General features: G+C 62.8%; 27 protein-coding genes and 1 pseudogene. 7 read left to right on the top strand and 21 right to left on the bottom strand.

What is annotated here, in order from left to right; all coding sequences use genetic code 11:
• Positions 1-107: 107 nt before the first annotated feature.
• Complete coding sequence (locus P3T24_RS02210; protein ID WP_429431990.1) at positions 108-872, top strand: SDR family oxidoreductase; 765 nt, start codon at positions 108-110, stop codon at positions 870-872.
• Between the two features lie 83 nt (positions 873-955).
• On the opposite strand, the gene P3T24_RS02205 is transcribed toward P3T24_RS02210, so the two are convergent.
• From P3T24_RS02205 to P3T24_RS02195, 3 genes are all read right to left on the bottom strand, one after another.
• Entirely contained in the window at positions 956-1,720 is a 765-nt protein-coding gene (locus tag P3T24_RS02205) for an SDR family NAD(P)-dependent oxidoreductase (RefSeq protein WP_429407950.1), read from the bottom strand.
• A 67-nt stretch (positions 1,721-1,787) separates the two neighbouring features.
• Positions 1,788-2,801: an aldo/keto reductase gene (locus P3T24_RS02200; RefSeq protein ID WP_429433220.1), complete on the bottom strand. Its 1,014-nt coding sequence runs from the start codon at positions 2,799-2,801 to the stop codon at positions 1,788-1,790.
• Between the two features lie 159 nt (positions 2,802-2,960).
• On the bottom strand, positions 2,961-3,884 hold the full coding sequence (locus P3T24_RS02195; RefSeq protein WP_074268909.1) for a LysR family transcriptional regulator: 924 nt from the start codon (positions 3,882-3,884) through the stop codon (positions 2,961-2,963).
• A gap of 177 nt (positions 3,885-4,061) precedes the next feature.
• On the opposite strand from P3T24_RS02195, the gene P3T24_RS02190 reads away from it, so the two are divergent.
• Positions 4,062-4,781 (top strand): carboxymuconolactone decarboxylase family protein, encoded by a 720-nt coding sequence (locus P3T24_RS02190; protein WP_429431987.1) that lies wholly within the window; start codon positions 4,062-4,064, stop codon positions 4,779-4,781.
• Between the two features lie 64 nt (positions 4,782-4,845).
• The gene (locus tag P3T24_RS02185; protein WP_429431984.1) at positions 4,846-5,637 is read left to right on the top strand and encodes a shikimate dehydrogenase family protein; all 792 of its coding nucleotides are present in this window, start codon (positions 4,846-4,848) and stop codon (positions 5,635-5,637) included.
• Positions 5,638-5,726: 89 nt separating this feature from the next.
• On the opposite strand, the gene P3T24_RS02180 is transcribed toward P3T24_RS02185, so the two are convergent.
• From P3T24_RS02180 to P3T24_RS02145, 8 genes are all read right to left on the bottom strand, one after another.
• The gene (locus P3T24_RS02180; protein ID WP_074268912.1) at positions 5,727-6,059 is read right to left on the bottom strand and encodes a Rieske (2Fe-2S) protein; all 333 of its coding nucleotides are present in this window, start codon (positions 6,057-6,059) and stop codon (positions 5,727-5,729) included.
• 3 nt (positions 6,060-6,062) lie between these two features.
• On the bottom strand, positions 6,063-6,371 hold the full coding sequence (locus P3T24_RS02175; protein WP_074268913.1) for a YciI family protein: 309 nt from the start codon (positions 6,369-6,371) through the stop codon (positions 6,063-6,065).
• Between the two features lie 28 nt (positions 6,372-6,399).
• Positions 6,400-7,467, bottom strand: a complete 1,068-nt coding sequence (locus P3T24_RS02170; RefSeq protein WP_429431980.1) for a maleylacetate reductase — start codon at positions 7,465-7,467, stop codon at positions 6,400-6,402.
• Positions 7,468-7,474: 7 nt separating this feature from the next.
• Complete coding sequence (locus P3T24_RS02165) at positions 7,475-8,941, bottom strand: aldehyde dehydrogenase family protein (protein ID WP_429431974.1); 1,467 nt, start codon at positions 8,939-8,941, stop codon at positions 7,475-7,477.
• 48 nt (positions 8,942-8,989) lie between these two features.
• Entirely contained in the window at positions 8,990-10,009 is a 1,020-nt protein-coding gene (locus tag P3T24_RS02160) for a hydroxyquinol 1,2-dioxygenase (protein WP_429431971.1), read from the bottom strand.
• Positions 10,010-10,053: 44 nt separating this feature from the next.
• Positions 10,054-10,548 (bottom strand): hydroxyquinol 1,2-dioxygenase, encoded by a 495-nt coding sequence (locus P3T24_RS02155; protein ID WP_074268917.1) that lies wholly within the window; start codon positions 10,546-10,548, stop codon positions 10,054-10,056.
• Positions 10,549-10,666: 118 nt separating this feature from the next.
• Entirely contained in the window at positions 10,667-11,596 is a 930-nt protein-coding gene (locus tag P3T24_RS02150) for a LysR family transcriptional regulator (protein ID WP_074268918.1), read from the bottom strand.
• Positions 11,597-11,749: 153 nt separating this feature from the next.
• Entirely contained in the window at positions 11,750-13,009 is a 1,260-nt protein-coding gene (locus tag P3T24_RS02145; RefSeq protein ID WP_429431968.1) for an MFS transporter, read from the bottom strand.
• A 616-nt stretch (positions 13,010-13,625) separates the two neighbouring features.
• On the opposite strand from P3T24_RS02145, the pseudogene P3T24_RS02140 reads away from it, so the two are divergent.
• Positions 13,626-13,847, top strand: a pseudogene (locus P3T24_RS02140) (PLP-dependent aminotransferase family protein); the annotation flags it as partial.
• Between the two features lie 23 nt (positions 13,848-13,870).
• Here the strand turns inward: P3T24_RS02140 and P3T24_RS02135 are convergent.
• Positions 13,871-14,272 (bottom strand): DUF302 domain-containing protein, encoded by a 402-nt coding sequence (locus P3T24_RS02135; protein ID WP_074268922.1) that lies wholly within the window; start codon positions 14,270-14,272, stop codon positions 13,871-13,873.
• 79 nt (positions 14,273-14,351) lie between these two features.
• Positions 14,352-14,966 (bottom strand): TetR/AcrR family transcriptional regulator, encoded by a 615-nt coding sequence (locus tag P3T24_RS02130; RefSeq protein ID WP_429285855.1) that lies wholly within the window; start codon positions 14,964-14,966, stop codon positions 14,352-14,354.
• 94 nt (positions 14,967-15,060) lie between these two features.
• Here P3T24_RS02130 and P3T24_RS02125 point away from each other — a divergent pair, with 94 nt between their 5' ends.
• A complete protein-coding gene (locus P3T24_RS02125) occupies positions 15,061-16,203 on the top strand; it encodes an MBL fold metallo-hydrolase (RefSeq protein ID WP_429407973.1) in 1,143 nt (380 codons plus the stop codon).
• Between the two features lie 33 nt (positions 16,204-16,236).
• Here P3T24_RS02125 and P3T24_RS02120 read toward each other — a convergent pair whose 3' ends face one another.
• From P3T24_RS02120 to P3T24_RS02090, 7 genes are all read right to left on the bottom strand, one after another.
• A complete protein-coding gene (locus tag P3T24_RS02120; protein WP_429433218.1) occupies positions 16,237-16,893 on the bottom strand; it encodes a DUF2894 domain-containing protein in 657 nt (218 codons plus the stop codon).
• Between the two features lie 37 nt (positions 16,894-16,930).
• On the bottom strand, positions 16,931-17,581 hold the full coding sequence (locus tag P3T24_RS02115) for an OmpA family protein (RefSeq protein WP_429431966.1): 651 nt from the start codon (positions 17,579-17,581) through the stop codon (positions 16,931-16,933).
• Entirely contained in the window at positions 17,578-19,674 is a 2,097-nt protein-coding gene (locus P3T24_RS02110; protein ID WP_429431963.1) for a DUF802 domain-containing protein, read from the bottom strand. Before P3T24_RS02110 ends, P3T24_RS02115 begins: the two co-directional genes overlap by 4 nt.
• On the bottom strand, positions 19,659-20,441 hold the full coding sequence (locus P3T24_RS02105; RefSeq protein ID WP_429431960.1) for a DUF3348 domain-containing protein: 783 nt from the start codon (positions 20,439-20,441) through the stop codon (positions 19,659-19,661). Before P3T24_RS02105 ends, P3T24_RS02110 begins: the two co-directional genes overlap by 16 nt.
• A 68-nt stretch (positions 20,442-20,509) precedes the next feature.
• Positions 20,510-21,553: an alpha/beta fold hydrolase gene (locus tag P3T24_RS02100; protein ID WP_429431958.1), complete on the bottom strand. Its 1,044-nt coding sequence runs from the start codon at positions 21,551-21,553 to the stop codon at positions 20,510-20,512.
• A gap of 231 nt (positions 21,554-21,784) precedes the next feature.
• Positions 21,785-23,107: an ATP-binding protein gene (locus P3T24_RS02095; RefSeq protein WP_429431955.1), complete on the bottom strand. Its 1,323-nt coding sequence runs from the start codon at positions 23,105-23,107 to the stop codon at positions 21,785-21,787.
• Positions 23,104-23,844 (bottom strand): response regulator, encoded by a 741-nt coding sequence (locus P3T24_RS02090; protein ID WP_429431952.1) that lies wholly within the window; start codon positions 23,842-23,844, stop codon positions 23,104-23,106. Before P3T24_RS02090 ends, P3T24_RS02095 begins: the two co-directional genes overlap by 4 nt.
• 409 nt (positions 23,845-24,253) lie before the next feature.
• On the opposite strand from P3T24_RS02090, the gene P3T24_RS02085 reads away from it, so the two are divergent.
• Together P3T24_RS02085 and P3T24_RS02080 are read left to right on the top strand one after the other, a co-directional pair.
• Positions 24,254-24,823: a thioredoxin family protein gene (locus tag P3T24_RS02085; RefSeq protein WP_074268932.1), complete on the top strand. Its 570-nt coding sequence runs from the start codon at positions 24,254-24,256 to the stop codon at positions 24,821-24,823.
• Complete coding sequence (locus P3T24_RS02080; protein ID WP_429285861.1) at positions 24,774-25,094, top strand: DUF4148 domain-containing protein; 321 nt, start codon at positions 24,774-24,776, stop codon at positions 25,092-25,094. Before P3T24_RS02085 ends, P3T24_RS02080 begins: the two co-directional genes overlap by 50 nt.
• 16 nt (positions 25,095-25,110) lie before the next feature.
• On the opposite strand, the gene P3T24_RS02075 is transcribed toward P3T24_RS02080, so the two are convergent.
• A complete protein-coding gene (locus tag P3T24_RS02075; protein WP_429431949.1) occupies positions 25,111-26,223 on the bottom strand; it encodes an acetoin dehydrogenase dihydrolipoyllysine-residue acetyltransferase subunit in 1,113 nt (370 codons plus the stop codon).

The raw sequence follows: 26,223 nt of genomic DNA, 5'->3' as shown, positions 1-26,223 counted from the left end.
ATATACCCATGTTTTGTGCCTTTCTGCATTTATGGCTGAAGCCTATATTGCTTCTCACGGACCAGGGCATTGGGCACTGGTCAACAAACTGCAGCAGGAGATTGAACATGCAACGCTTGACAGGGAAAGTCGCTATCGTGACCGGCGCCAGTGCCGGAATTGGCCGTGCCACCGCAAAATTGTTCGCCGCGGAAGGCGCAAAAGTGGTGATCGCGGCGCGCCGCGAAGCCGAACTTGAAACGCTCGCTGCCGAGATCGCGAGCGCAGGCGGTGAGGCCGCGTTTCTGGCGGGCGACGTGCAGTCAGAGGACTTCGCGAAAGCGCTGGTCGCGCTCGCAGTCAGCCGCTTCGGCCGTCTTGACATCGCCTATAACAATGCCGGCACGCTGGGCGAAATGGGCCCGACCACCGGTGTGTCGGAGGCAGGCTGGTCGTCCGCATTGGCGATCAATCTGACGAGCGCCTTCCTCGGTGCGAAGCATCAAATCCCCGAAATGCTGAAGCAAGGCGGCGGATCGATCATCTTCACGTCGACGTTCGTCGGTTATTCATTCGCTTTCCCGGGCACCGCCGCATACGCTGCGAGCAAGGCCGGGTTGATCGGACTGACCCAGGCACTGGCTGCCGAGTACGGACCACAAGGGGTACGCGTCAACGCCATCCTGCCGGGCGCAGTGGACACGCCGATGTCCCGGGACATGAATGACACAGCCGAGTCGCAGGCCTTCGTGACCGGGTTGCATGCGCTCAAGCGGGTCGCACGGCCGGAAGAACTCGCGCGCTCGGTGCTGTATCTCGCGTCCGATGATTCATCCTTTGTGACCGGCACCGCTTCGCTCGTCGATGGTGGCGCATCGATTACGCGTACCTGAATCCCCTCGCGCCATGAGACGTTCAAGACGCTTCGTTTGACGCCGTTGTCGGCGTCAACGAAAGCGCCTTGTCCGGATCTCGCTCATCGCATGATGAAACCCCCATCGACGGAAATAGACTGACCGGTCACGTAGCTCGAGGCGTCGCTGCAAAGCCAAAGCACAACATCGGCTATCTCTTCTGGTTTCCCATACCGGCCCATCGGAACCGCTTTCAGCAGTGCGTCGAGAGCCTCGCTTTGGCCAGAGGCCGCCATCTGCGCGGCCATCGGTGTCCAGAACAAACCTGGACAGATGGCATTGATCCGGACACCGCGTGACGCATATTCAAGGGCGGCACTCTTCGTCAGCCCCAGTACCCCATGCTTTGCAGCGTGATAGGTGCCGCGCTCCGGTCCGCCAACCAGTCCGCCCAGCGACGAACAATTGACGATCGCACCATTGCCCTGCTTGCGCATCTGTTGCAATTCGAATTTCATGCAACTCCAGACACCGCCCAGATTGATCGACATCACGCGGTCGTAGTCGTCCCGGGACGAATCGGCGGTTTCAGCAAGGACATTCTGAACGCCGGCGTTGTTGTAGGCGACATCCAGCCTTCCAAAGACCGCCACGGTTTGCGCAACCATTGCTTCCACCTGCGCATCGTCGGCCACATCGCACTGGACGGCGAGGACTGCACAACCTTGGGCCTTCAGTTCGTCTGCCGCTGACTCCACGGAGTCTTTGTGCCAGTCTGCCAGTACGACCGAGGCCCCCGACAAAGCAAACGCCTTCGCCGTGGCCAGACCCAGCCCGGAGCCCGCGCCCGTGACGAGTGCGACCTTGTTCTCAAAAGTTATATTCACAACGCGTTCCTCCAGCCTCTTACGGCTCAGGTTTTCAGTGCTGTTTCTGGCTGGCGCGAGCGGCAGATCAGCCCATCACGCGCCGGCCTTCCACCGGGTAGTTCGGATCCGTATATCCGGGCGTCGATGCATGGCCCGGAGGGACCAGACTGTCCACAAACTTTTCGTCTTCCGCTCCCAGTTGCAGCGTCAGTGCGTCCATGTAGCTGTCCCAGTGCGCTTCCGTGCGTGGCCCGGCGATGGCGGAACTCACCAACTGGTTCCTGAGCACCCACGCGATGGCGAATGCAATCGAGGTGGTATTGCGCTCAGCGGCGTGCGCCGCGACCTTCTGTGCAATGGCGAGAGATTCCGGACGCCACTCGGTCTGCTGGATGCGCTTGTCACCGCGCGCAACGCGAGAGTCGGCAGGCGGGGCATCGTCGAGTGCGTATTTGCCCGTCAGCACGCCCCGTGCGAGCGGGCTGTACGGCACGACGCCGATGCCGTAGTGTCCGGCGGCAGGCATCAGTTCGACCTCGGCCGTGCGGTCGACCATGTTGTAAACCGGTTCGATTGCAACGGGACGATCAATGCCGAGCTGATCGGCCAGGCGCACGATTTCCGCGATACGCCAGGCGCGGAAGTTGGACAGACCGAAGTAACGCACCTTGCCTTGGCGAATGAGGTCGCCGATGGCACGAACCCCTTCCTCGAGCGGCGCGTCAACAAGCGACCGGTGGAAGTAGAGAACGTCGATGTAGTCAGTGCCGAGGCGTCTCAGGCTGGCGTCGACTGTCTGGCAGATCCATTTGCGCGACTGCCCCTGTTCGTTCGGACGGGCGGTTGCCGAGGCCGGGTAGCCGAACTTGGTTGCCACGACCCAGTCGTCGCGTCGTTCCGCGATTGCCCGGCCGATAATTTCTTCAGATCGGCCAGCGTGGTAGACATCCGCGGTGTCGAGGAAGTTGACACCTTGATCAAAGGCCTTGTCGATAATCCGGCGGGAGGTAGCTTCATCCGTTTCGCCGCCAAACATCATCGTACCCAGACACAAGGGCGAAACCTTGAGGGCGCTGCGACCCAGATACCGATAGTCCATTCTCATCATCTCCATGCAGGCTGCGCCTGCGGTTACCAGAGCGTGCGCGCCGGAAACGGCGCACCTGCCGGCGTTTTGATCGCCGTCTGTATGGAGGATGATAGGTCGAGGGTATCTAGCGATAAAGCCCGTAAAACGGCAAACCCTCATGAGCTGAAATCATGAATCCCGTTTTCGGCGTCCGGGCTCTTCCGTGCGATAACGGATCGCATCGATCACCACGGTCATCGCCCGTGAGAACTCACGACGGGTCGCGTAGCAGGCGTGCAGCCCTGGGAACGTAGGACACCATTCGTCCAATACCTTCACGAGACGACCCGCTTCGACATGAGACTGGGCGAGATCAGCCGGGATGTAAGCGAGGCCGTATCCCGACAACGCTGCAGCCAGCATCTGATACGTCCCGTTGAACGCGAGCTGTCCGTCCACGCGAACCTGCACTGCACGGCTGCCTTTCTTCAACTCCCATGGATAAAACCCGCCCAGCGTCGGCAAACGAAGATTGATGCAGTTGTGTGTGGTCAGGTCCTGAGGCTTCTTTGGCAACGCACGCGTCTTCAGGTACTCCGGTGCTCCGACAATTGCCATCCGCATTTCGGGCGCGAGGCGGACCGCGATCATGTCCCTGGCTACCTGGTCGCCGTGACGAATGCCGATGTCGTACCGGTCTGCCACGATATCCGAGAGACCGTAGTCGGTGATGATCTCCACCTTGAGGTCTGGATATTCACGAAGGACCGGCGACAACCTGGGCCACAGGACTGTCTCAGTCGCGTAATCGGTTGCGGTAATGCGGATCGTACCCGCGGGTTTGTCCCGAAACTCGGTGACGGCTGCCAGTTCGGAATCGATCTCTTCAAAGCGGGGCGCGATGGTCCGGATGAGTCGCTCGCCAGCCTCCGTCGGCGCGACGCTGCGCGTGGTTCGGGTCAGGAGCCGCATGCCGAGCCGGGTTTCAAGCGCCCGGATGGTATGGCTCAAGGCCGATTGCGATACGCCGAGTTGCGCAGCCGCACGCGTGAAGCTGCGCTCGCGAGCCACGGCAATCAGCGCCAGCAGGTCGTTGTAGCTTTCTCGACGCATTGATGAACTCATCTCATAGGTGTTTGCCGATTCTAGCGCCTAGTCGGCCATGAGTGGGTACGTTAAATTTCAGATATGGCGCTATCGAGGAAACTGCCGATGAGGATATTCGCTATGGCCATGATGTCGCTTGCGCTAGGCACCGCGGCCTGTTCGCAGTTCGAAAGGAAACCTGATATGGAAACTCTGGATCGCTCGTCCTCCGTCAACCTGCTTGCCGGGATGGACACCGTTTCACCCGCCCTTGAGCGCTATACGCACGATGTGGTGCTGGGCGACCTGTGGAAACGTCCGCAGCTTTCCGCGCGGGACCGCAGCATAGTCACCCTCTCGGTATTGATTGCGCGTAACCAGAGCGCAGAGTTGCCGTTCTATCTCGATCTCGCACTCGACAGTGGCCTTAAGCCGAGCGAGATTTCGGAAATCATCACGCACCTGGCGTTCTATTCCGGTTGGGCCAATGCGACCGCGGCGGTGAAGATAACGAGCGCCGTTTTCGAGCGCCGCGGGATTACGGCGGCGCAACTCCCGCCAGCGGCGGTTGACCTTCTCCCTCTCGACGAGGCGGCAGAAGCCCAGCGCGAAAGCACCGTACAGCAAAACTTCGGCGCCGTCTCACCCGGAGTCGTTCAGTTCACGCGGGACGCGTTGTTTAACGACCTGTGGCTGCGACCAGGTCTTGCGCCCCGCGACCGTAGTCTCGTCACGGTCAGCGCGCTGGTTGCGACCGGGCAGGTCGCGCAACTGACCTATCACCTGAACCGTGCAATGGATAACGGACTGACGAAGGCACAGGCGTCGGAGGTGATGACACAACTGGCGTTCTATGCGGGTTGGCCGAATGTATTTACGGTACTTCCAGTCGTCAAGGACGTACTTGAAAAGCGACCCGGCTGAGGTCTCGCACCGGGTCTGATGGCAGGAGCAAACGTTCCTGCCGATTCAGCACAAGAGAAACTGGATGTCACAAAAACTGAATGGCGCCACCCGGCTGTACCCGATTATCGGCGACCCGATCAGATTCGTGAAATCGCCGCAACAGCTGACCCGTGGTTTCGAGGCACGAGGCCACAACGCCTTGTGCCTGCCCATGCAGGTCGCGAAGGACAACCTCGATGCGGTCATGCATGCGCTGACACTGACCGGCAATGTCGATGGCCTGCTCGTCACCATGCCGCATAAATTCTCGGCATTCACATACTGTGCGACCAGTTCCGACACTGCAAGGTTGCTAGGTGGAGTAAGCGTCATGCGGCGCAATGCGGGCGGCACATGGCACGGCGACATGCTCGACGGACTCGCATTTGTAAAAGCGCAGATCGATCACGGCGCGCGCGTGAAAGACGGTCGTGCATTACTGGTGGGCGCCGGCGCTGCGGGCAGCGCGATCGCTATCGCTTTGCTCGAAGCAGGCGTGGGCGAACTCATCATCCACGACGCCGACGAATCTCGCGCAACCCGCCTGAACGGACTTGTTGCCGAACTTGCCCGGGGTCGTGTACGCGTTGGCGCAGCCGATCCGGCGGGATGTACTTTGGTATTCAACGCAACACCCATGGGCCTGGCAGAGGACGACCCGCTTCCGGTCTCCGGCGAACTGCTGGATTCGTCGATGTTCGTTGGCGATGTGATTGCGGGGCATGGAGTGACACCGTTGCTGATTGCCGCCCAGTCAGCGGGCTGCAAAACGGCGAACGGCGTCCAGATGGTCGACGCAGTGCAAGAGATGATGCTTGATTTCTTGCTGCGCTAGAAGCACGACGCCATCCAAAGTCACACGCACAAATGTAGCGTTCCGGATGCGCCTGCCAGATCGGATGTGCATGGTAACGCGCGTCGGCGCTATTGTTTCAATACGATCCACGCATCCCTATCGACACCCACCCGAATCGCATCCAGACTCGCCCCTGCGCACGGACCTTCGATGCAATGTCCGTCCTCGAAGCGAAACAGCGCGCTGTGGTGCGCGCACATCACCACCTGCTTGCGATAGCACAAGACTTCGCCGGGCTCGAAATCGAGCGGCACCGAAAAATGCGGGCAGCGGTTGGCATAGGCCCAGACCTGCTCGCCACGCCGCACGATCACCATGGGCACACGCTCATCCGTTCCATCCACAACCCGCGCGCCGCCATCCGGCACGTCGGCGAATAGACAGAGGCGCGTCCCGTTCATTGCCTACACCCTCCGCTCGGGATTGCCGAGGCTCCAGTCCCACGGCCGCACTTCAACGCGATCGAACAGTCCCGCCTGCATGTACGGATCGTTGCTCACGAACGCCATCACATCGTCGATACCTTCCGCTTCGACGACCAGCAAGGTGCCGTTCATCGCGTCGCATTGCGGCGCCAGCGTCGGACCGCCGAGGCGCACGAGCACCCCGTGTGCGGCGCTGCGCAGCCAGCTTCGATGATTCGGGCGCACGCGTTCGCGCACGTCGCGCATGCCAGGTTTATCGGTGGCAAATACGGCGAAGAAACGTCGCATGTCTTCCTCCATGAATTCGTCTTTGTGCTCAGGCCGGCGCCGAACCTTGCCACGCGCGCTGCAGCAGCGCACGAAGCGCGTCGCGTTCGATGGGGCGTGGATTCGCATAGGGATTCTTGCACGCGAGGTCCGCCGCTTCGTCGAGCCCTTCTTCCGGCATGCCGATCTGCTCAAGCGCCGCCGGAATATCGAGTGTGCGGTTGAGCTCGAACAGCAGCGGACCAGCATCGGCGGCAACGTTGCCGCCGAGCGCGCGTGCCACGCGCGCCAGCGCTGCGGGTGCCGCGGCATGGTTATAGTGCGCGGTATGCGGCAGCATCGCTGCATGTGTTTGCGCGTGCGGCAGATTGAACGTGCCGCCGAGCGTGTGACACAGTTTGTGATGCAGCGCCATGCCCACCGATCCGAGGCACGTTCCCGCGAGCCACGCGCCGTATAGCGCGCGGCTGCGCATCGCCTTGTCATCAGGTGTACGGACGATGACGGGCAACGCTTCGCCCAGCGCGCGGATCGCTTCTTCCGCCATCAGGCTGATGACAGGGTTCGCGTCTTCGGCATAGAGCGCTTCCACCGCGTGCGCCATCGCGTTGATGCCCGACGCTGCCGACACCGCCGCCGGCAACGATAGCGTGAGCGACGGATCGTAGATCACCGTGCGCGGCAACACGCGCGTGTCGCGGCCCGTGCGCTTGAGACGGCCTTCGGTGAGCCCGTAGATCGGCGTCATCTCGGAACCGGCGTAAGTCGTCGGCACTGCAACGATCGGCAGCGACGATTCGAGCGCGATCGCCTTGCCAAGCCCGATCGTCGAGCCGCCGCCAACGGCCACGCAACAGTCGGCATCGAGCGCTTGTGCTGCATCGCGTGCAGCGCGCGCCACTTCGACTGGCACATGCATCACGGCCTGCGCATGCACGCCCGCGGCGCGGGCGCCGAGCACGCGCGCTACTTCATCGGCTAGCGGACGCTGGTCGGGCGTCGCGAGAATCAGCGCGCGGCCGGCGCCGAGGCGCTCCACTTCCGCGGGCAGCGTCGCGAGCGCGCCCCATTCGAACACTACGCGCGAAGGCATGCCCTGATAGACGAAGCGCTCCATGCGAACCTCAGCGCTGGAAATGCGGCAGCACATTGCCATCGACATTGACCCATACCGATCGCGCTTCCGTGTAGTCGTGCATCGCCTCGAAGCCCATCTCGCGGCCGTAGCCCGATTTCCCCACACCGCCGAACGGACTACCCGGATTGACGCGCTTGTAGCAGTTGATCCAGCACATGCCCGCCTGAATCTGCCCAGCGATGCGATGCGCGCGCGACAGATCGCGCGTCCACAGCCCGCTGCCAAGGCCGTAGTCAGTGCCATTGGCGATCGCCAGCGCTTCTTCATCGGTACGGAAACGCAGCACCGTCACGAACGGTCCGAACACTTCTTCCTGCGCGATGCGATCGTTCGGGGTCGCAGCTTCGACGACGGTCGGCCGCACGTAATAGCCGTTCGCGAGCGCAGCCTCGCGCGGCGCGGTGCCGCCGGCCAGCACGCGGCCACCCTGTTCGCGCGCGACATCGACATACGCGAGCACGCGTTCGAGATGCTGCCTGGATGTGAGCGGCCCCATTTCGGTCTCGGGATCGAGCGGATTGCCAACGCGAATCGTCGAGGCCAGCGCGACGAAGCGCTCGAGGAACGCATCTGCGATACGCTCGTGCAGGATCAGTCGCGATCCAGCGATGCAGGCCTGCCCCTGGTTGTGGAAGATCGCCCACGCTGCACCGTTGATGGCTGCGTCCAGATTGGCATCGTCGAAGACGATGTTGGCGCCCTTCCCGCCCAGTTCGAGTTGCACGCGCTTGAGATTGCCCTGCGACGCCTCGACGATACGCCGCCCCGTCGCCGTCGAACCGGTGAACGCGATCTTGCCGACACCTTCATGTTCGGCGAGCCGCTGTCCGGCCGTGTGGCCGTAGCCCGCGACGATATTGACGACACCTGCCGGAAAGCCGACCTCGGCCATCAGCTCGACGATGCGCAGCGTCGAAAGCGGCGTGATTTCCGAGGGCTTGAGCACAACCGTGTTGCCGGCGGCCAGCGCGGGGCCCATCTTCCAGCTCGTGAACATCAGCGGGAAATTCCACGGCACGATCTGCCCCACGACGCCGATCGGCGCGCGTTGCACGTAGTTGAGAAAGCCGGTTTCGACGGGAATCACGGAGCCTTGCAGCTTGTCGGCCATGCCTCCGAAGTAGCGGAAGCACGCGGCCGTACGCGGCACGTCGAGCGCACGCGAATCGCGGATCGGATGGCCGGTGTCGAGCGATTCGAGTTGCGCGAGTTCTTCGGCGTTGGCTTCGATCGCGTCGGCAAGACGCAGCAGCAGACGGCCCCGATCCGCGGCCGCCATCGCGGACCACTTCGGGAATGCGCGCGCGGCGGCTTCTACGGCGAGATCGACATCGGCCGCAGTGGCGGCGGCGATTTTCGTGATCAGCGAGCCGTCATGCGGATTGAGCACATCGATCGTGCCGCCTTCGACGGCATCCGTGAACCGGCCGTCGATGAACAGTTGGGTTTGCATAGTAGTCCTTCAGGGAATGCAGGCGCAGTGAACCGAGTAACCGGTGGCTCAGAAGTCGACCGGATAGGGCTTCAGTTCGCCGCTCTCGTAGCGCTTCGGCAGGCCTGGCGTAGCGTTCTCCCAGACGAGCAGCATCGAGCGTTTGGTCGAATAGCCTTGATGGCGGATATCGGCCGGCATCGCGCAGATGTCGCCCGCGCGCATCGTGATCCGCGCGCGCGGCGCGCCCGTGTTCTTGTCGCCGATATCCCAGACGATCTCGTCGGAGAGCTGCAGGAACCACTCGACGCGATCGTTGCCATGAAAAACCGGCAGGATGTATTCCTCGGTGGTCGGACAGAACAGGCTTTGCCCGCACACCGACGTGACCGACGGATTCCACGTGACGTCCGAGCGCGACAGATACTTGAACAGATTGAACGCGTGCAACTGCCCTTCGAAGCCGGGTTCGACATGCACTTCGGGCTCGTCCTGCACGACGTCGGCGAATGCGCGGTTCACGGGAAGCTCGTCGCGCAGCGGCGAGTCGCCTTCGAGGCCCGGCATGCGGCGTGTCGCAACACGCGTGCGTTCGATCGCTGCGTCGTTGTCGCCGTGCTTGCGGCCGAATGCCGTGCCGGTTTCTTCCGGCGCCGCGAACGGATCGAAACCTTCGTTGGTCCAGTCGTGCAGGATCGCCTTGAAGGTCGCCATGATTGTCGGCGTTTCGAAGGTCTCGATATAGTCGACGCCCGCCTCCTTCATGATGCCGTTAAACGAGCCCGCGTACACATCGACCTTGCCGTAGTGATTACGCGTGCCGAACACATGATCGAAATTGACCCAGCCGTAGAAGAAGCCCCACGCGACATCGCGCATCATCGCGCGCAGGAAAGCGTCGGCGGGAACGTTATGGGTGCGGGTCTGACCTTTGGCCGGCCAGTTGATCTTGACGAAGTACTCGTCGCGCGTGAATTCGAATTCGCCGAGCGTGAAGCGGCGATAGCCGGTTACGGTGTCGGGTTCGCTTGCGCGCACGGTGTCCGCGGCAAAGCCGGCCGGATGGTCGTTGGTCGTGAGGGTTGCCATGGCTTGTCTCCTGAATGGGGCGATGTTCGGTTCGGCGATGCGTTTCAATGCAGGCAGATGTCGGCCCACTTCTGTACCGAGAGCTCGCCGACCATCGTCTGCACGAGCGCGACGCCGCTTTTCTCCGCGCTGAAGCGGTACGCACAGCCGGCCGGCAGCAGCGCCTGGTGGCCACGGCGCAGTACCACGTGGCCCATCGGACGGCCAGCGGGGTTGGCGCCCGCGTGAACGGTGCCGATGCCGCTCTTCGGCGGCGCAGCCAGCTGGATAAAGTCGATGCGGACTTCGCCATCCATCAGGATCACGAATTCGTCGTGCGCGCAGGCAAACCAGGCGGACTGTCCTTCGGTACGCAACGTCTCGATCACATAGTCGAGGTTCTTGCCGACCACGACCTTTTCGTAGGGCGCGGAGTGGGCCGCGACTTCGAAGACGTTGGAGAACACGTAGTGGCGCGCGTCGCCGCTCGTGATTTCGATCTCGCCCTTGCGGTAGCCGTCGAGCGAGGCAAAAACGGTGTGGAATGACGACTCGGTCATCGCTGTCTCCTGTGATGAAAAGTGTTTGTCGTTGGATTGAACTTTAGGAGCACAGCAGGGTGGCAACAACCGGCAATCGGGCGACTACGGCATTTGCGCTTTGCAAATAATCGCCGCGCTAGCTCACCCAGCCGCGCTCGATCAGCGGCCGATCCCATGCGGGCTCGGGGCCGAGATATTCGGCGAGAAACTCGACGAGCGCTTTCACCTTCAGCGCCTGTCGTTGCGTTGCGGGATAGACGGCGGCGAAGCTCAGCGCCGACAACGTGTACTCCGTCAGGATCGGCACGAGCGAGCCGTCCAGCAGCGCGGCGCTCGCCACGAGCGTCGGCAGACACACCACGCCGCCGCCCGTGAGCGCGTAGTCGCGCAGCAGGTGCACGGAGTTCGACCGGATCATGCCCGGCAACTCCATTTCGACGACTTCGTCGCCGCGCGTCATGGTCCATCGATTGCGCGACGGATAGCCCGAATACAGCGCCGTGGTGTGCTGCAGCAAATCGCGTGGATGTTGCGGCGCGCCATGTTCGCGGACATACGCGGGGGTCGCGCAGAACAGCCGGCGCACCGCGAAAAGCCGTCGCTCGATCAGCGACTCGGAAATGGGTGGGAAGATCTGGAACGCGACGTCGAAACCTTCTTCGATGGGATCGACGACCCGGTCGTTGACGATCACGTCGAGCTGGATGCCGGGATAGCGGCGGTTGAATTCGGCGAGCGGCGCCCCGAAATGGCCTAGCGCGAAGCCCGGCAGCACCTGGATGCGCATCCGGCCAGTGGGCGTCGCGCGCAGTTCGCGCATCTGGTCGGTCAGTTCGTTGACGCGCCCGACCACTTCCGCGCATTCGCGATAGAACGCCTCGCCCACTTCGGACAGCCGCACATGCCGCGTGCTTCGATGAAATAGCGGTGCATTGACGAACTTCTCCAGTTGCTGGATGCGGGTCGTGATGACCGAGCTCGTCACGCCGAGTTGCCGCGATGCTTCGGCAAAGCTGCTGGTCTCCGCGACGCGCACGAAAGCTTCGATACTCAGAAAACGGTCCACGCTGCTTCCCTCTCCGCCGATCGCACCGGCCTCTCCGGTTCAGCACGTCAGTGTACATGGGCGGTGCTGCAACAGCCGGCGGCGCATCGCTCCGGAATGCCTGGGGTTTTTCCGGAGCAATGCGCCGCGCGTAATCGTGCGGAATCGGACGACCTAGTCGGGCCGTCCAGTCGCTGGCAATTCGAGCGAAGCGCGGATATTGCGCCGGCGCAGGATAGCCGGCGCAGTTTCTTCGAGCAGCAGACTCACACCGATGCCGAGCAGCACTGCGCAGATCGGCAGCCAGAGAATGTTCTGGATTCCGAAATGCGTTGCGACGAAGCCGGCGAGCGCCGGGGCGACGCCGCCGCCAAAGATCTCGCCCGCGCCCACCACGACACCGATTGCTGTCGAAATCATTCCCACGGGTGCGGCCTCCGTCGCGACGGGTCCGGACAGCAGCGAAACCAGGCCAAGCGTGAAGAACGACGCGACGAACAACACTGCGAACAGTTCGACCGGCTGCGCGCCGAGTCCACGGAACAGGTACAGCATGACCGCCGTGCCCGCAAAGCCGACGATGCTCGCCACGCGCCGCCCGACGAGATCGGACAGGCCCGGCAAGCCGAACTGTCCGATGAATCCACCGAATCCGATCGCCGATACGACGACGCCCATGCGCTGCGTGTCGAGCGACAGATATTCGGTGAGATAGAGCGGCAGCATCGCGCCCAGCACGAACACGCCCGTCATCGCGCAGAACAGCACTGCCATCGCGACGCGAATGTTGCGGCTCTTCAGCACGTCGCGCCAGTTGCCACGGGCGGCGGTCGTCGCGACGGGCTTCGGCGCGCCTTGTGGCTCGCGGATCACGCGGAACATCAGCAGACCGAGAATCAGGCCAGGAATCGACACCAGCGCGAACACCCCGCGCCACGACATCACGCTAAGCAATTGCGTTGCGATGATCGGCGACAGTGCAAGTCCGAATAACGCGAAGCCGCTTTGCTGGAGGCCGAGATTGAAGCCGCGCCGCTTCGGATGAGACGCATCGGCGGTGGCGGCGAAGCTCGTCGGACAAAACGATCCTTCAGCGACGCCCATCAGCGCGCGCACGGCGAGCAGACTCATCAGGCCGCCGGCGAGCCCGGAAAAGCCCGACAGCAGCGAAAAAACGATGATTGCAGGAATCAGTACCTTGCGACGTCCGATCTTGTCGGAGATGCCGCCCATCAGTGCCGCGAAGATGCCCCACGAAAGCCCGAGTATGCCGATGCAGTTACCGACGTCCTGCGCGGTCAGGTGCAGGTCTCGCATGATGGACGGGAACAGCGGCGCGATCAGCCACCGGTCGAGGCCCACCAGCCCGAAGCCGAGTGCCAGCAGCACCACGGCTTTCCACTCATACGCCACATCCCAGTCGTTCGATTTCATCTTTGTCTCCTTGAGCCGCTCGCCGCATGCGGGGCGCCTGGCGACCGGCGCCTTCGCTGCTGACGAACGACGTTTGCATGCTCCGGCCGCGCCGTCGGGTTCGTTGAACAGGTATCGATCGGCGCGCGTGGATGCACGACATCGATGCTGCAAAGATAGGTGCAAGAGCGGCATGGCCGGTACGGCACAACCGCCGAATACGTCATTCGCGAATCGCAAACAATGACGGGCGGATGCGCTGAAAACGAGAGTGGGTAAGGCGAGGCAGTGGGACCCGGCAGGAAAGCGAACCCGTTTTCAGGCGTACCAGGAGAAGTACGGGGGTATGGGAATCCGGCGAAATCAGCGCTTTGGACGACGCTTGCGAAGGCCCGAGGCGCCACGCGAACAACTGCGAGAGGCGTTACTGCAAAGACTTTCTCGCTTGCAGCAAAGCGACGGCACGATTAGCGCGGGATGGGGTCTGCGATTGATTACGGCTCAGGCTGCCTGATGTCGCCTGAACGTTCTGCATACCGAAGCGGCGGCCCACGACGGCGCCATTTGCGTAGCCAGCGCGCAAACGACCAAACTCAAAAGCCAATAGCGGCGATTCATGATGCGCTCCTTGCGAGAAGTGCCGCCGCCCTGGCGCGCCGACGATTTCGCCGCCAACGCGAAGGCGCGCGGCGTGGTGGTGATGCCGTCGTCGGCGTTTGCGGTAGACCGCTCCGAGATCGAACATGGCGTGCGGATCAACCTCGCCTGCGCGACGAGCCGCGATCAACTGGTGAGTGCGTTACGGTTGTTGACGGGCACGCTAAAAGACCGTCCGAGAGCGCTGTTCGGCACGATCTGAATCTGACTCGTACGCCGCTGCGCTCACTCAGCCGCGGCAGCCTGCACGAGCGAGACAACGGCGTCTATGGGTTTCATCAGATCCGCGGCGAGGCCATGCCGTTCCTGCAGATAGCTTGTCGCGTTATACGAGTACCAGACGCGGCCGTCGCCGTCCTGCCACACCAGCACCTTGAGCGGCAAATCGAGCGCGGCGGTGGGCACAGCCTGCATCAGCGGCGTACCGGCTCGCGGATTGCCGAACACGATCAATTGCGACGGATTCATCGCGAGCCCGGCGCGCTCCGCATCCGCCGCGAAATTGATGCGTGCAAACAGGAGGATGCCCTTGGCTTCGATCAGCGAGGCGAGTCTGTCGGCGGCTTGCTCCACCGTACGATGCGTCGGCACCGTGACGATGCCGTTTTCAGTTGCGGGTATGGACATGGTCGCTCCGAAGATCGCAGAAAGGACGGACGCTATAGCATAGGCCGGATTTCCCACTCCTCTTCAGCTTTCACGCGCTTCACGCATAGCGCGCCAGAAACATATCCACTGCGGATTCCGCTACGTGCGTCTGTTCGGCCTTGCCAAGCGGCGGCTGCCCCATCGTCACCTGCGGCCAGAAAGCGAACGCTTTCACAAGACTCTGCAACTGCAGCGAAGCGAACACCGGATCCGTGGTCTTAAGACGCCCATCGGCCGCCGCCGCGCGGACCCATACGGTCAGGTCTTCTTCGCGCTCACCCATGCGGGCCACCATGTCGCGTGCGCGCTCCGGCGAATGAATGCCCGCCGCAATCGCCACCCGCGCGAGCGAGAGAAACGCCTCGTTATTCAGCAGGCTGAGCTTTTTCAGCAACAGTTGGAGCAACTGCGGGCGCAACGGCTCCGAGGGGGAATAAGCCGGCGCCGCACCAGCGTCGCTCGACTCCCACAGTTGCCGCATGATCGCGGCGAACAGCGCTTCCTTGCTCGGAAAATGGTTGTAGACCGTGCGTTTCGAGACGCCGGCCCGAGCGGCGACGCGGTCCATGCTGGTGGCGTCGAAACCGGCCGCAAGGAATTCCTCGATCGCCGCACTGATGACGGCGGCGCGCTTGCGGTCGGTCAGACGAAGAGGCGTATCGCGGGTATCCATAGCCAAATTTTACACTATGCAGTTTACTTTTTTTCAGGATAAACTACACTGAACAGTCTACTTTCCGCCCACCTTCTGCATCGGGACGCCTTACATGACATCGTTCACCGGATCTATCCGCCGCGCTTTGGGCCTGACAGCAGCCCGTCGCGGGCGTGAGTCGTTCGACTCCTCAGCCCAGCACGACGGAGAACGCTTTCGCAACGTCAAGCCGCGTCCTGTAGAAGGATTCGGCAAGACCTTGAGCATCGCCTGGAACGTGTTGCTCAACAAGCCGGACGGTACGGTGCCGGCGGCCGCGATGCCCGTCGACGCGCTGACTCGCGAACAGCTCGATGCGGCGCCGGATCGCAGCCTGTATCGCCTCGGGCATTCGACCATGCTGCTTAAGCTGCGCGGCGAATTCTGGATAACCGATCCGGTCTTCGCCGAACGGGCGTCGCCTTTCCGGCGCTTTGGCCCGAAGCGTTTTCACGCGCCGCCGATCGCGCTGGCCGATCTGCCGCCGCTGCGCGGCGTGATTCTCTCGCACGACCACTACGATCACCTGGACCGCGAGACGGTGCTCGCGCTCGCCTCCAAAACCGGCGTGTTCCTGACGCCGCTGGGTGTCGGCGACCGCCTGATCGAGTGGGGCATCGATGCGTCGAAGGTTCGTCAGTTCGACTGGTGGCAAGGCACCGACATCGACGGCCTGACGTTTACCGCAACGCCTGGCCAGCATTTCTCTGGACGCAGCCTCTTTGACGGCAACAGTACTTTGTGGGCCTCGTGGGTGATCGTCGATGGCGATCTGCGCGTGTTCTTCAGCGGCGACACCGGCTATTTCGATGGTTTCAAAGCCATCGGCGAGCGGCTCGGTCCGTTCGATGTGACGCTGCTCGAAACGGGCGCATACGACGCGCAATGGCCGTATGTGCACATGCAGCCCGATGAAACCGTGCAGGCCCACGTCGATCTGCGCGGCCGCTGGATGGTGCCGATTCACAACGGCACGTTCGATCTGGCCATGCATCGCTGGCAGGAACCGTTCGAGCGCGTGGTAGGACTCGCCATGTCACGCGGGATTCTGCTGGCGACGCCGCGCATGGGAGAACGGCTGGATCTGGGCGCGCCGCATCGCGGTCAGCGCTGGTGGCGCGAGGTTGCGGAGGCTGGCGTGGTGGTGGAAGAACCTGGGACGCTGCGGCGTCTGTTGGGCTGCCGCAATGCCGAGCAGACAAACTCGTCGAGCTAGCCTCTGCAGCGCGATTAACGATAACCGTCAGCGCTAGCGGTGTTTGGCCCGGGCGCCCTTCTTCGCGCTTCCGGCACGAGGCGCGTCTTTACTCGCTGCAGTGTCGTCACCGTTCAGTTGCTCCATCCACGATAAAGCGTCGACGTACGACAGAAACTGCTGCAGATAACCCGGCGAGAGCTCACGCATTAGCGAAAGCGACCGATGCACGAGGCTGCTCGAATTGAGCGGCCCGGCATTGCCAGGCACCTGCTCCAGCGACTGGCGCAACTGACTGTCGGCGCTGAGCTTCGACCAGATCTCTCTGAAGTAATCGAGCAGCTCGAGTTCGGGATACGAATGCAAGCGCGACGTGGGGTCATCCGCCGTCCGCGCATGATTCGCGATATATATGGTCAATTCAGCAAGCGCTCCGCGAGCGGACGGCACATTGCCCAACGACGACGCCACGGCCGTAGATCCAGCATCTGTATCACACGACGCGGTGCGTTCAAGATCCTGCGCATATGCCTCGACCAGCACAGAAAGCCTGTCGTCGAGAATACGTCGTGCCTCGCCGTTATGGCCGGCGGCCCGCCGCTCCAGCGCCTCAATGAAACGAAAGCGAACAGGGTTCAGACGATCCGCGCCGCGCTCGCGCCAGGCGTCGAGCGTCGCGCGGACTCCGCTTTCCATATCGCTGCCGCTCATCTCGCCGCTGCCGTTACCGTTACCGTTACCGTTACCGCTAGTCACCGGATTTCACCGTAGCGCCAGACGACGGCCTCGGAACCGGTGCGATTTCCACGCGCCGGTTGCGGGCACGTCCTGCTTCGTCGGCATTCGAACCGACCGGCTGCCCGGAGCCAAATGCGGCCGCAAATACTGAGGATGACGGAATACCTTCATCGATCAACGCACGCGTCACCGTCAACGCGCGCTGCGCCGAGAGCTCCCAGTTGTCGGCAAAGCCGCGGTTAGCCCCCTTCACCTGACGGTCGTCGGTAAAGCCGCTCACCATCAGGATCTGGTCACTGGCCCGAAGATACGCAGACAGCGGTCCGGCCAGGCTCTTCAGTATCTCGCGGCCCTCAGGCTGCAACTGATCCGAGTTCAGCGCAAACAACACGCTGCCGTTGATGCCGATACGTCCGTTCACCAGTGTCACGCGTCCCGCAGCCAGCGGCCCCGCCAACGCCTGCTCGAGAGTCTTGCGGCGCTGCGTTTCCATCTGCCGCTGCTTGACCTCCTGTTCGAGCCGCGTCGACAGTTCGAGTTGCACGCCAATCACACACACGAGGATCAGCACGAACGCGCCCAGCAACGCCGACATCAGATCGGCGAAGGCAGGCCATATCGGCGCGATCGCTTCCGCGCCGCCATCGATATCCTCGCTCATGCCGCATCGGCTCCGGCGGAAGCGCGCTGACTCGCGATCGTCTGCAGATCCTCGACGATCTGCTTCTGCGACATCATGCTCAGGTCGATCACTTCGCGAGCCTGCGCCACGTAGTAGGCAAGCTGTTCGTCGCTGCGCGCGAGGGACTTGTCCAGCGCGGTTTCGATGCGCTGCAGATGGGCGACGAGCTTGTCGTTCGACTCGCCGAACATCTGCACGGCCGCCCCGAACGCTTCGCCGAGGCTCGCCACTTCGACGGCGCTGCCGGTCACCTGCGCGGCCACAGCGCCGAGCTTGCCGGTTTCAGCTTCGACCTTGTCGGTGAACTGCGTGCCGACGCGATCCAGCAGATCTGCCGAGGTGGACACCAGCGCATCCACGGCCGAGCGCTGTTCCGTGGACGCGTGGTTGACGGCGTCGAGCAGCGTCTCCAGCGTAGCCAACAGACGGCTGCGTTCTTCGAGCATCGCGGTATCGCGGACCATGCTGTCGGAGAGTTTCTGGCGCAATTCGGCGACGACTTCGGCCGCCGCTTTCGGTGCTTCCGACGCCGCTTGCACAAGCCGCGAAATCTCGGCAATCGTCTCGCTGGCGTGCGCCTGACTCTGAGCGGATATGTCCCGCGCGGTTTGCTCCAACGTTGTGCAGATTTCCTGTTGCCGGTTCGCGGTGCTGGTACCCGCCTGCTCCCACTCCCTGGCAAGGGACGCCGCCATCGAGCCAAGCACCTGGGTCCACGCCGCCAGACGTTGTTCGTCGCGCGAAGCCAATTCCGTCTGCAAGTTCGCATGCGACTCGCTCACGGCGCGCAGGAGCGTCGCCGAGTGCTGTTCGAAGGTCGCCGCGGCGGCAGCCAAAGCCTGCTCGTTGTGGCCAGCCAGCGTCTCGCCTGCGCGTTCTTGCCGCGTCAGAGCTTCGCTCCACGCTTGCGACACGCTGCCTGCCGTGGCATCCATGCGCGTAGATACGCTTTCCAGCAGCGCCGCCGAGCGTTGCTCGAACGTCTCGGTGAAGCGCTGCAGCGAAGTATGCAGATTCTCCGCGAGCGCCTCGCTCGAACGTTGCTGTCCTGCCAGCGCCTCGGTCCAGATGCCCGCCACGTTCGTGGTAGCCGCTGCGAAGCCGCTCGACAGCCCATTCAATTGCCGTTCTACGGCCTGCGTCACGGTGTTGTGCAAGCCAGCGGTTTCGCGCGCGAGACCGGCCATCGTCGCTTCCATGACCGGCTGCAGCGCCGCGCTGGCGGCGCGGGCGCTATCGGCGACGCTCGCCCTCATCGACTGCTCCACCGAAGCCGCGAGGCGCGTGTAGGCGGCTGCAGCCTTGCTATGGAAGGCATCCTGCGTGGCGATCTGCCGTTCGCTCAGGGCGACGCTCTGCTGCTCGATGGTGGCCATCATTGCCTGCAGACGATCGACCAGCGTCGGCATCGTCTCAGCCTGCCGCTGTAGCAGCTTGAAGGTCTCGTCACGCTGATGGGCCTGCGAGTAGACGCGTAGAGTCGTCGCCACCTTGAGGTCGAGCAGTTGCGCCGCTTCGACCCGTTCGCGCCGGCACAGCGCGGAGAGCAGCCCAAGCATGGCGGAGGTGGCCACCCCGGCAATGGATGTACCGAACGCGAATCCCAACCCTTTGACCGGTGCGGCGAGCGAGGAGCGGATCGCATCGAGATCCGTCGCGCTCTGCAGCGCCTGGCCGGTGCCCCGCAGGGTCGCTACCATGCCCAGCAGCGTCCCCAGCATGCCCAGCAACACGAGCAGGCCGACCAGATACGGCGTCAACGCCGGTCCCGGCATGGCCACGCGCTCGCCCTCGACGCGCAGACGCACTGCATTGCGCAGGCTCGGATCGATCGGTTCGAGCCAGGCGCCCAGGCTGGACGGTCGCGCGGACAGGCCGGCGACGGCCCGCGTCAACGTGTTCGTACCCTGACTGTAGCGCCACAACTCAAGCGCGCCAGCGACGTAGCAGGCGCCCACAAGCAACGTCACGGTCAGCGCCAGCGGATTCGAGCCGATGTAGCCAACCCCAATCCAGCACACGGCGGCCAGACCGGCCAGAAAAACAGCGAGATTAATCAGATACTTGGACATAGCGTCCCGGTTACGGGGTGCAAAGGGGTGCGAAGAGCCGCAAGCAGCCCCTCGACCGGTTGAAAACGAACCTCCAGTTCGGCGAGCAACACGCTCTGCATATCCTTGCGGAACACGTTCTGCCATGTGCCGGCTTTGACCGCTGAGGCCTCGCCCGCGGCTTCTGCGTCGGCAAGGGAAGCCTGCTCGGCCAGACGCAGACGGTCGAAATGTCCGGCGAGCATGCCGGGGACAGCCGTCAGCAGATTCCGCTCACGCGGGCTCAGAGCACGCTCCATGACGGCGTCGACGACCGCGAGGCGGGCCATGGCCGGCGTTCTGGCGGCCAGCATGGCCCGCAGCCGGCCGCGCAGGTTGCCGATGTCGGTCTCCATGGTCTGCTGGATCGACTGGTATTGCTGACGAAACACCGCGTAATCGAGCACCGTCCCGGTAGGCTCAGCTTGAGCACGCTCTCTCGGCGAACCGCGCCGGTTGGTGGCGGAGAGCGTGGTCTCGCGGACGATGGTACTCGTCAACGAAGCGCGCACGCGGGCGCACTCGCTCTCCTCCGCGCTGCCGAACGCCCGCGCACCGGGCGCGACGACCGGCGGGTTGCCGCTCAGCGCGGTGGAAAGCCCAATGGCATCGGTCCAGCCGAGCCATTGGCTGAGCCGGTCCGAGAGCGATTGGCTCGATTCGGCGACCTCGACGTCCGTCAGACGGGCGAGTAAGCGAATAAGTGCCGGACCGCTGGAAGCTGCTGTACGCTGCGAAGCTTGCACCATTCCGTCAGAGGCAAAAAAGGCAGCAGTTTACACTCAGACGGGAGGAAGGCGGCCGGATTGCCTCGCGGTTAGAGTCGGGCGACGTCGAGGATGGCGTCGGCAAAGGCCTTCGGCGCCTCCTGGGGCAGGTTGTGTCCGATGCCGCCGTCGATGTTCCGGTGTTGATACTTGCCGGTGAACTTCTTCGCGTAGGCGGCCGGTTCGGGATGCGGTGCGCCGTTGGCATCGCCTTCCATGGTGATGGCCGGAACCGAGATGGCCGGCGCTGTCGCGAGACGCGCTTCGAGTGCGTCGTACTGCGGCTCGCCCTGAGCCAGACCAAGACGCCAGCGGTAGTTGTGAATCACCACGGCAACATGGTCCGGATTGTTGAACGACTCAGCCGAGCGGTCGTAAGTCGCGTCGTCGAAATTCCACTTAGGCGACGCGAGGCGCCAGATCAGCTTGTTGAAGTCGTGACGGTTCGCTTCATAACCCGCCTGGCCACGCTCCGTGGCGAAATAGAACTGATACCACCACTGCAGTTCCGCCTTCGGTGGCAGCGGTGCCTTGCCCGCCGCCTGATTGCCGATCAGATAGCCGCTCACAGAGACGATCGCCTTGACGCGTTGCGGCCACAGCGCGGCGATGATATCGACCGTGCGTGCGCCCCAATCGAAGCCGCCCAGGATTGCCTTGTCGATCTTCAAGGCGTCCATCAGCGCAATGATGTCCACGGCGACCACAGACTGCTGCCCGTTGCGCGGCGTGTCCGTAGAGAGGAAGCGCGTCGAACCATAGCCACGCAGATACGGCACGATGACGCGATAGCCCGCGGCAGCAAGTATCGGCGTCACCTCGGCGAAGCTGTAGATATCGTACGGCCATCCGTGCAGCAGAATGACGACAGGGCCGGTCTGCGGGCCCGCTTCTGCATACCCAATGCTCAGTGTCCCGGCGTTGATCTGGCGAAGGTTATCGAACGAAGCAACACGCGTTGCGCCAGGTGTGTTCGCCGACGTGCCGTTCGATTGTGCTTTGGCGAGTCCGCTCAGGCCCAACTCCAGCAGACTGATCCCCGCCACGGTCGTCCCCAGCAGAAGACGACGTCGACTATTGATCTGTTCCGGCATCACTGATTCTCCTCAAAGAATGGTCACAGGTGGTTCGCATACACGCCCTTTAGGACGTCTGATTTGCGAAGCCAGAGCGTCTGGCGTGGAAGTATTAAAGCCCGTGGACGTATCTGGCTTGTGTCCTGGAGTAGCACCAGTGCAAGCGTTTGTATTTATCGAGGATGCAGATACATTGCGATACAAAACGACGGAGGCGGCAGGTTCAACCGCCGCCTCCGTCCGGAAACGCTAGCGAACGCTCTTCAATACGAGCCTGGCTTCCAGACCGCCTTCGGGACGGTTCTGCAATGAGAGCGATGCGTCCATCGCCAAAGCGAGTTGACGAGCAATCGCGAGGCCGAGTCCCGTACCCCCCGTGCCGCGGTTGCGCGATCCTTCCAGCCGATAGAACGGTTCGAACACCGCGTCAAGCGATTCGGCCGGAATACCCGGCCCGCGATCAAGCACGGAGATTGTCACTTGCCCATTCGGCGATGCGGCCAATCTGATTTCAGCCGAGCCGCCGAACTTCAGCGCGTTGTCGACCAGATTGCCCACGATCCGGCGCAACGCCTGGGGGCGCGTCACTAACGCGGTGGAGATTTGCCCATGCAACGACACGTCCTTGCCGGCATCCACGTAGTCGAGCACAAGGCTGTCGAATAGTGCATCCGGATCGATCCGCAACGGCGCCTCGGTGGCGCCGTGCATGGTGCGCGCGTACGTGACACCTTCCTTGACCATCGTTTCCATTTCCCGCAGGTCCTGCTGCAGTTTTACGCCCTCGGCACTGTCGTCCATCACATCTAGGCGCAAACGCATGCGTGTGATCGGTGTTTGTAAGTCATGCGAAATTGCCGCGAGGATCTGCAGGCGCTCGGTCATGTACATCTTTATACGATCCTGCATGGCATTGAACGCCCGCGCTGCGCGTGCCACTTCGTCCGGTCCGTCTTCGGGTAGACGTTCCGCTTTGAGATCGGGGCCGAGCGTATCGGCCGCCCGCGCCAACTGGCTCAATGGGCGCGTCGCAATGCGGACGGCCAGCCAGCAGCATGCGGCCAGCACCACCAGCTGCAGCACCAGCACCCACGACAACCACGGTGACAGCGGCGCGCTGGGCATGGGGTGATAGTCGATCGTCAGCGGCGTGCCGTCACTCAGTTGCAGATGAACCTGCAGGCGATCCGGGTCGCCCGGTACGGCGTTGGCCGTGAGCGGATAGCGCTTGCCGATGCCATCCGCGATGGATTGCGCCACCTTCGCCGAGAGCGCCGCGTCAGGAGGCGTACCGCTTACGCCGGGCCCCAGAGCGAAGGTATAGGTGCGCCGCGCCAGCCGCGGCAGCCATTCCGCACGCTCGCTGGGCGGCAGATGATCGAGCAACGCAACCGAGCTCGTAACCTCGCGCTCGATGTAACCCATCATCACGTTGGTCATGGTCTGGTCCCGCTCCGTCCTGGTGAGCCAGACCGACAGCGTTTGCACCAGCGCAAGGCTGACAAACAGAATCAGCGCGAGCCGGGCGAACAGCGTGCGCGGCGGCCATCGCAGCAAGGCATTGCGTTTCATTGATCGCCTTCGACCATGGTCACGGCAGCAGAGAACACGTAGCCCTCGCTACGCAGCGTCTTGATGTAGCGCGGTTCGCGTGCGGTGTCCTGCAGGCGCTGCCGCAAACGGCTCACCAGCAGATCGATCGAGCGGTCGAACGCGTCGGCCTGACGGCCCTGGGTCAGATTGAGCAACTGGTCTCGCGTCAGCACGCGTTGCGGGTGATCGAGAAATACGCGCAGCAGGCGGTACTCCGCGCCACTCAGGGCCACCATGGTGCCCTCGGTGTCGAGCAGATGACGCGCGACAGTGTCGAGCCGCCAGTCGCCAAAGCTGATCATCGGCGAGGTTTCCGTCACCTGCATGCCGGGCGGCAGCATCCTCGCGCGGCGCAAGACCGAGCGGATGCGCGCCAGCAGTTCGCGCACGGCAAACGGCTTGGACAGGTAATCGTCGGCGCCCATTTCCAGCCCGACAATGCGATCGGTCTCTTCGCTGCGGGCGGTCAGCATCAAAACCGGCACCGCGCGAAACTTGCCCGCACGCAATTCGCGGCACAGGACGAGACCATCCTCTCCGGGCATCATCAGGTCGAGCACGATCAGATCAGGCGCACCCTGCTCCAGCACGGCGCGCATCTGGCGACCGTTAGCGGCCAGCGATACGCGCATGCCGTTCTTCTCGAGATAGGTCGCAATGAGTTCGCGGATGCCGCGGTCGTCATCGACGATCAGGATGTGGTCGGTGTTTTCCATCAATGGCTCAATCCTTCCGACGATTGACGCGCACACGGTTCACGTTGACCAGCAAACACTGCACGGGGTGCGCCATCTCCGCTGCAAGTCCGCCCGCCAGGAAGGCGAGAATTGCCATCAGCCGCCTCATACGTCCTCCGCGACTGACTGGTTCGCGCCATTGGCCACGCTGACCTCCAGCGTATACGGGTCGATGCCTTCAAGGCAATCGACGGGCAGTTGGGCACTCATGGGATTCTCCACCATAGGAATGGCTGCTTTATAGCCTGGTACCGGCGAGGCTTTGTATCCCAATGTATCTGGGCATTCCCGCGACACAAAACATTGCACTGTAGCCACCGCGGCGACACAAGCCAGATACGAACGGGCGTTCCAATACAGCCATCCCGTTCAACGAAAGGCCCCTGACATGTTCTCCAACTTCAAATCCGTCGCCGCCACGATCCTGTTTGCCGCCACCGTGGCTGGCGGTGCCGCTGCCATTACCGCTCTCGCGGCGAGTCCGGCCGCGGCCCCGGCTGCCACCCTTCCCGGCAAAAACAATACCGCTCCGGATTTCACCGGTATCGACAACTGGATCAATAGCAGCCCGCTGACTATGCAGCAGTTGCGCGGCAAGGTGGTGCTGGTCGACTTCTGGACCTACACCTGCATCAACTGTATCGACGTGCTGCCTCACGTGAAGGCCTGGAATCAGCAGTTCAGCAATCAGGGGCTGGTGGTAGTGGGCGTCCACACGCCCGAGTATCCGTTCGAACGCAACACGGACAACGTCAAGGAAGCGATCAAGCGCCTCGGCATCACCTACCCGGTCGCGCAGGACAACCACTATGCGACGTGGAACGCCTACGACAACGAGTATTGGCCGGCGTTCTATCTGGTCGACAAGAAGGGACGCGTCGTCTACACGCATTTCGGTGAAGGTGCTTATGACCAGACCGAAGCGAAGATCAAATCCTTGCTGGCGGAAAACCCGTGATTCGTATCGCCATGCATCTGGGCATCGAGGTGATACACGACATTGCAATTCGCCGCTTTCCCAACACAACCCCGATACGTCTGCGGGTTCAAATGCATCAACGCCGGCAACGACCGCCGCTCAACCGACGGTCGCCGCACAAACGCAGCAATGGAGTCCGAATCAAATCAACGCGGCGCCGAAGGCGCGTGCCGAAGTTCGTCATGAACTGGCTCAGGCCGAGCACGATGGCGAGATCGCCCGTCTGAACAAGTTGTATCAGGGTGGTTGATCGGCCTGCGCCACGGCTAGTCTCCGAAGAAGTCGTTGAGCAGGCGGTTCACCTCCGATGCAGCCTCCATCTGCACCATGTGTCCCTTCCCTTCAACGACATGCACAGAGACATCTCCCGCCAGTCCTTGCGCGTGACTGGCGGGAATGATCTGATCCTGCGCGCCCCAGATCACCAGCGTGCGCGGTGCGAGCGTTGCGAGGCGATCGCGATAGAGCTTGCGCTGCACGTTGCCTTCGAAGGCCGACGCGGCGATCTTCTGCAAAGCCTCGTTCACACCCTCCAGACGCTTGTACTTGACGATGTCTTCGACCAGTTGACGGGTCACCAGCGACGGATCCGCAAACAGCTTCGTCAGATGCGGTTTTATCGTGTTGCGGCTGCTGCCAGCCACAAAGCCGTCGATATACTCGCGATTGATCTCCTTGCCGAGACCTGCGCCCGCGATCAACGACAACGAAGCAACCCGCTGCGGCGCCTTATCGGCGACCGTCATCGCGACGAGACTGCCCATCGAATGTCCGACCAGATGCGCGCGCCCGATACCGCGATCGTCGAGAAACGCGATTACGCTCGCCGCCAGTTCGTCCGCGTCGCCTGCCTCGACCGCCTTGCCTGACTCGCCATGCCCCGGCAGATCAAGCGCCCATACCGCGCGATGAGCGGCAAGATCGGCGTGATTGAAGAGCCAGTTATTGAGGTCCCCCCCGAAACCGTGGATCAGGACCACAGGCGTGCCGCCCTCGCCGATCTTCAGATAGCGGATGGTGCGCCCGCCGATCTGCGCCTTCTCGGGTTGCGGCCCTACGTCGGCGGTATCGGCGCTGGCCGGCACGAAGTCGCGCTGGAATGCTTCGACTGCCTGATCGATTTCCGCCTCCGTGGTCGCTTCGTCGGACACCACCGCCAGCAGTGCGCCCACCGGCAATGTATCGCCCTCCTGCGCGATCTGACGACGCAGGATGCCATCGAAAGCGCACTCGACGCCGGACGCGATCTTGTCCGTTTCGACGTCGAGCACTTCATCGCCTTTGCCGACTTTCTCGCCCAGCGCCTTGAGCCATCCGTTGACCTGCCCCTGCTCCATCGAGAGGCCCCACTTGGGCATCGTAATCATGTGAACCGGCAT

The sequence above is a fragment of the Paraburkholderia sp. GAS33 genome, from assembly GCF_050436645.1.
Lineage (GTDB): Bacteria > Pseudomonadota > Gammaproteobacteria > Burkholderiales > Burkholderiaceae > Paraburkholderia > Paraburkholderia phenazinium_B.
This window is presented reverse-complemented; position numbering and strand designations above follow the sequence as displayed.

Bases quoted from the DNA above. Each gene is read 5' to 3' on its own strand.
- P3T24_RS02210 (WP_429431990.1), top strand. From the start codon at position 108: ATGCAACGCTTGACAGGGAAAGTCGCTATCGTGACCGGCGCCAGTGCC.
- P3T24_RS02200 (WP_429433220.1), bottom strand. From the start codon at position 2,801: ATGGACTATCGGTATCTGGGTCGCAGCGCCCTCAAGGTTTCGCCCTTG.
- P3T24_RS02195 (WP_074268909.1), bottom strand. From the start codon at position 3,884: ATGCGTCGAGAAAGCTACAACGACCTGCTGGCGCTGATTGCCGTGGCT.
- P3T24_RS02190 (WP_429431987.1), top strand. From the start codon at position 4,062: ATGGAAACTCTGGATCGCTCGTCCTCCGTCAACCTGCTTGCCGGGATG.
- P3T24_RS02185 (WP_429431984.1), top strand. From the start codon at position 4,846: ATGTCACAAAAACTGAATGGCGCCACCCGGCTGTACCCGATTATCGGC.
- P3T24_RS02180 (WP_074268912.1), bottom strand. From the start codon at position 6,059: ATGAACGGGACGCGCCTCTGTCTATTCGCCGACGTGCCGGATGGCGGC.
- P3T24_RS02175 (WP_074268913.1), bottom strand. From the start codon at position 6,371: ATGCGACGTTTCTTCGCCGTATTTGCCACCGATAAACCTGGCATGCGC.
- P3T24_RS02170 (WP_429431980.1), bottom strand. From the start codon at position 7,467: ATGGAGCGCTTCGTCTATCAGGGCATGCCTTCGCGCGTAGTGTTCGAA.
- P3T24_RS02165 (WP_429431974.1), bottom strand. From the start codon at position 8,941: ATGCAAACCCAACTGTTCATCGACGGCCGGTTCACGGATGCCGTCGAA.
- P3T24_RS02160 (WP_429431971.1), bottom strand. From the start codon at position 10,009: ATGGCAACCCTCACGACCAACGACCATCCGGCCGGCTTTGCCGCGGAC.
- P3T24_RS02155 (WP_074268917.1), bottom strand. From the start codon at position 10,548: ATGACCGAGTCGTCATTCCACACCGTTTTTGCCTCGCTCGACGGCTAC.
- P3T24_RS02145 (WP_429431968.1), bottom strand. From the start codon at position 13,009: ATGAAATCGAACGACTGGGATGTGGCGTATGAGTGGAAAGCCGTGGTG.
- P3T24_RS02135 (WP_074268922.1), bottom strand. From the start codon at position 14,272: ATGTCCATACCCGCAACTGAAAACGGCATCGTCACGGTGCCGACGCAT.
- P3T24_RS02130 (WP_429285855.1), bottom strand. From the start codon at position 14,966: ATGGATACCCGCGATACGCCTCTTCGTCTGACCGACCGCAAGCGCGCC.
- P3T24_RS02125 (WP_429407973.1), top strand. From the start codon at position 15,061: ATGACATCGTTCACCGGATCTATCCGCCGCGCTTTGGGCCTGACAGCA.
- P3T24_RS02120 (WP_429433218.1), bottom strand. From the start codon at position 16,893: ATGAGCGGCAGCGATATGGAAAGCGGAGTCCGCGCGACGCTCGACGCC.
- P3T24_RS02115 (WP_429431966.1), bottom strand. From the start codon at position 17,581: ATGAGCGAGGATATCGATGGCGGCGCGGAAGCGATCGCGCCGATATGG.
- P3T24_RS02110 (WP_429431963.1), bottom strand. From the start codon at position 19,674: ATGTCCAAGTATCTGATTAATCTCGCTGTTTTTCTGGCCGGTCTGGCC.
- P3T24_RS02105 (WP_429431960.1), bottom strand. From the start codon at position 20,441: ATGGTGCAAGCTTCGCAGCGTACAGCAGCTTCCAGCGGTCCGGCACTT.
- P3T24_RS02100 (WP_429431958.1), bottom strand. From the start codon at position 21,553: ATGCCGGAACAGATCAATAGTCGACGTCGTCTTCTGCTGGGGACGACC.
- P3T24_RS02095 (WP_429431955.1), bottom strand. From the start codon at position 23,107: ATGAAACGCAATGCCTTGCTGCGATGGCCGCCGCGCACGCTGTTCGCC.
- P3T24_RS02090 (WP_429431952.1), bottom strand. From the start codon at position 23,844: ATGGAAAACACCGACCACATCCTGATCGTCGATGACGACCGCGGCATC.
- P3T24_RS02085 (WP_074268932.1), top strand. From the start codon at position 24,254: ATGTTCTCCAACTTCAAATCCGTCGCCGCCACGATCCTGTTTGCCGCC.
- P3T24_RS02080 (WP_429285861.1), top strand. From the start codon at position 24,774: ATGACCAGACCGAAGCGAAGATCAAATCCTTGCTGGCGGAAAACCCGT.
- P3T24_RS02075 (WP_429431949.1), bottom strand. From the start codon at position 26,223: ATGCCGGTTCACATGATTACGATGCCCAAGTGGGGCCTCTCGATGGAG.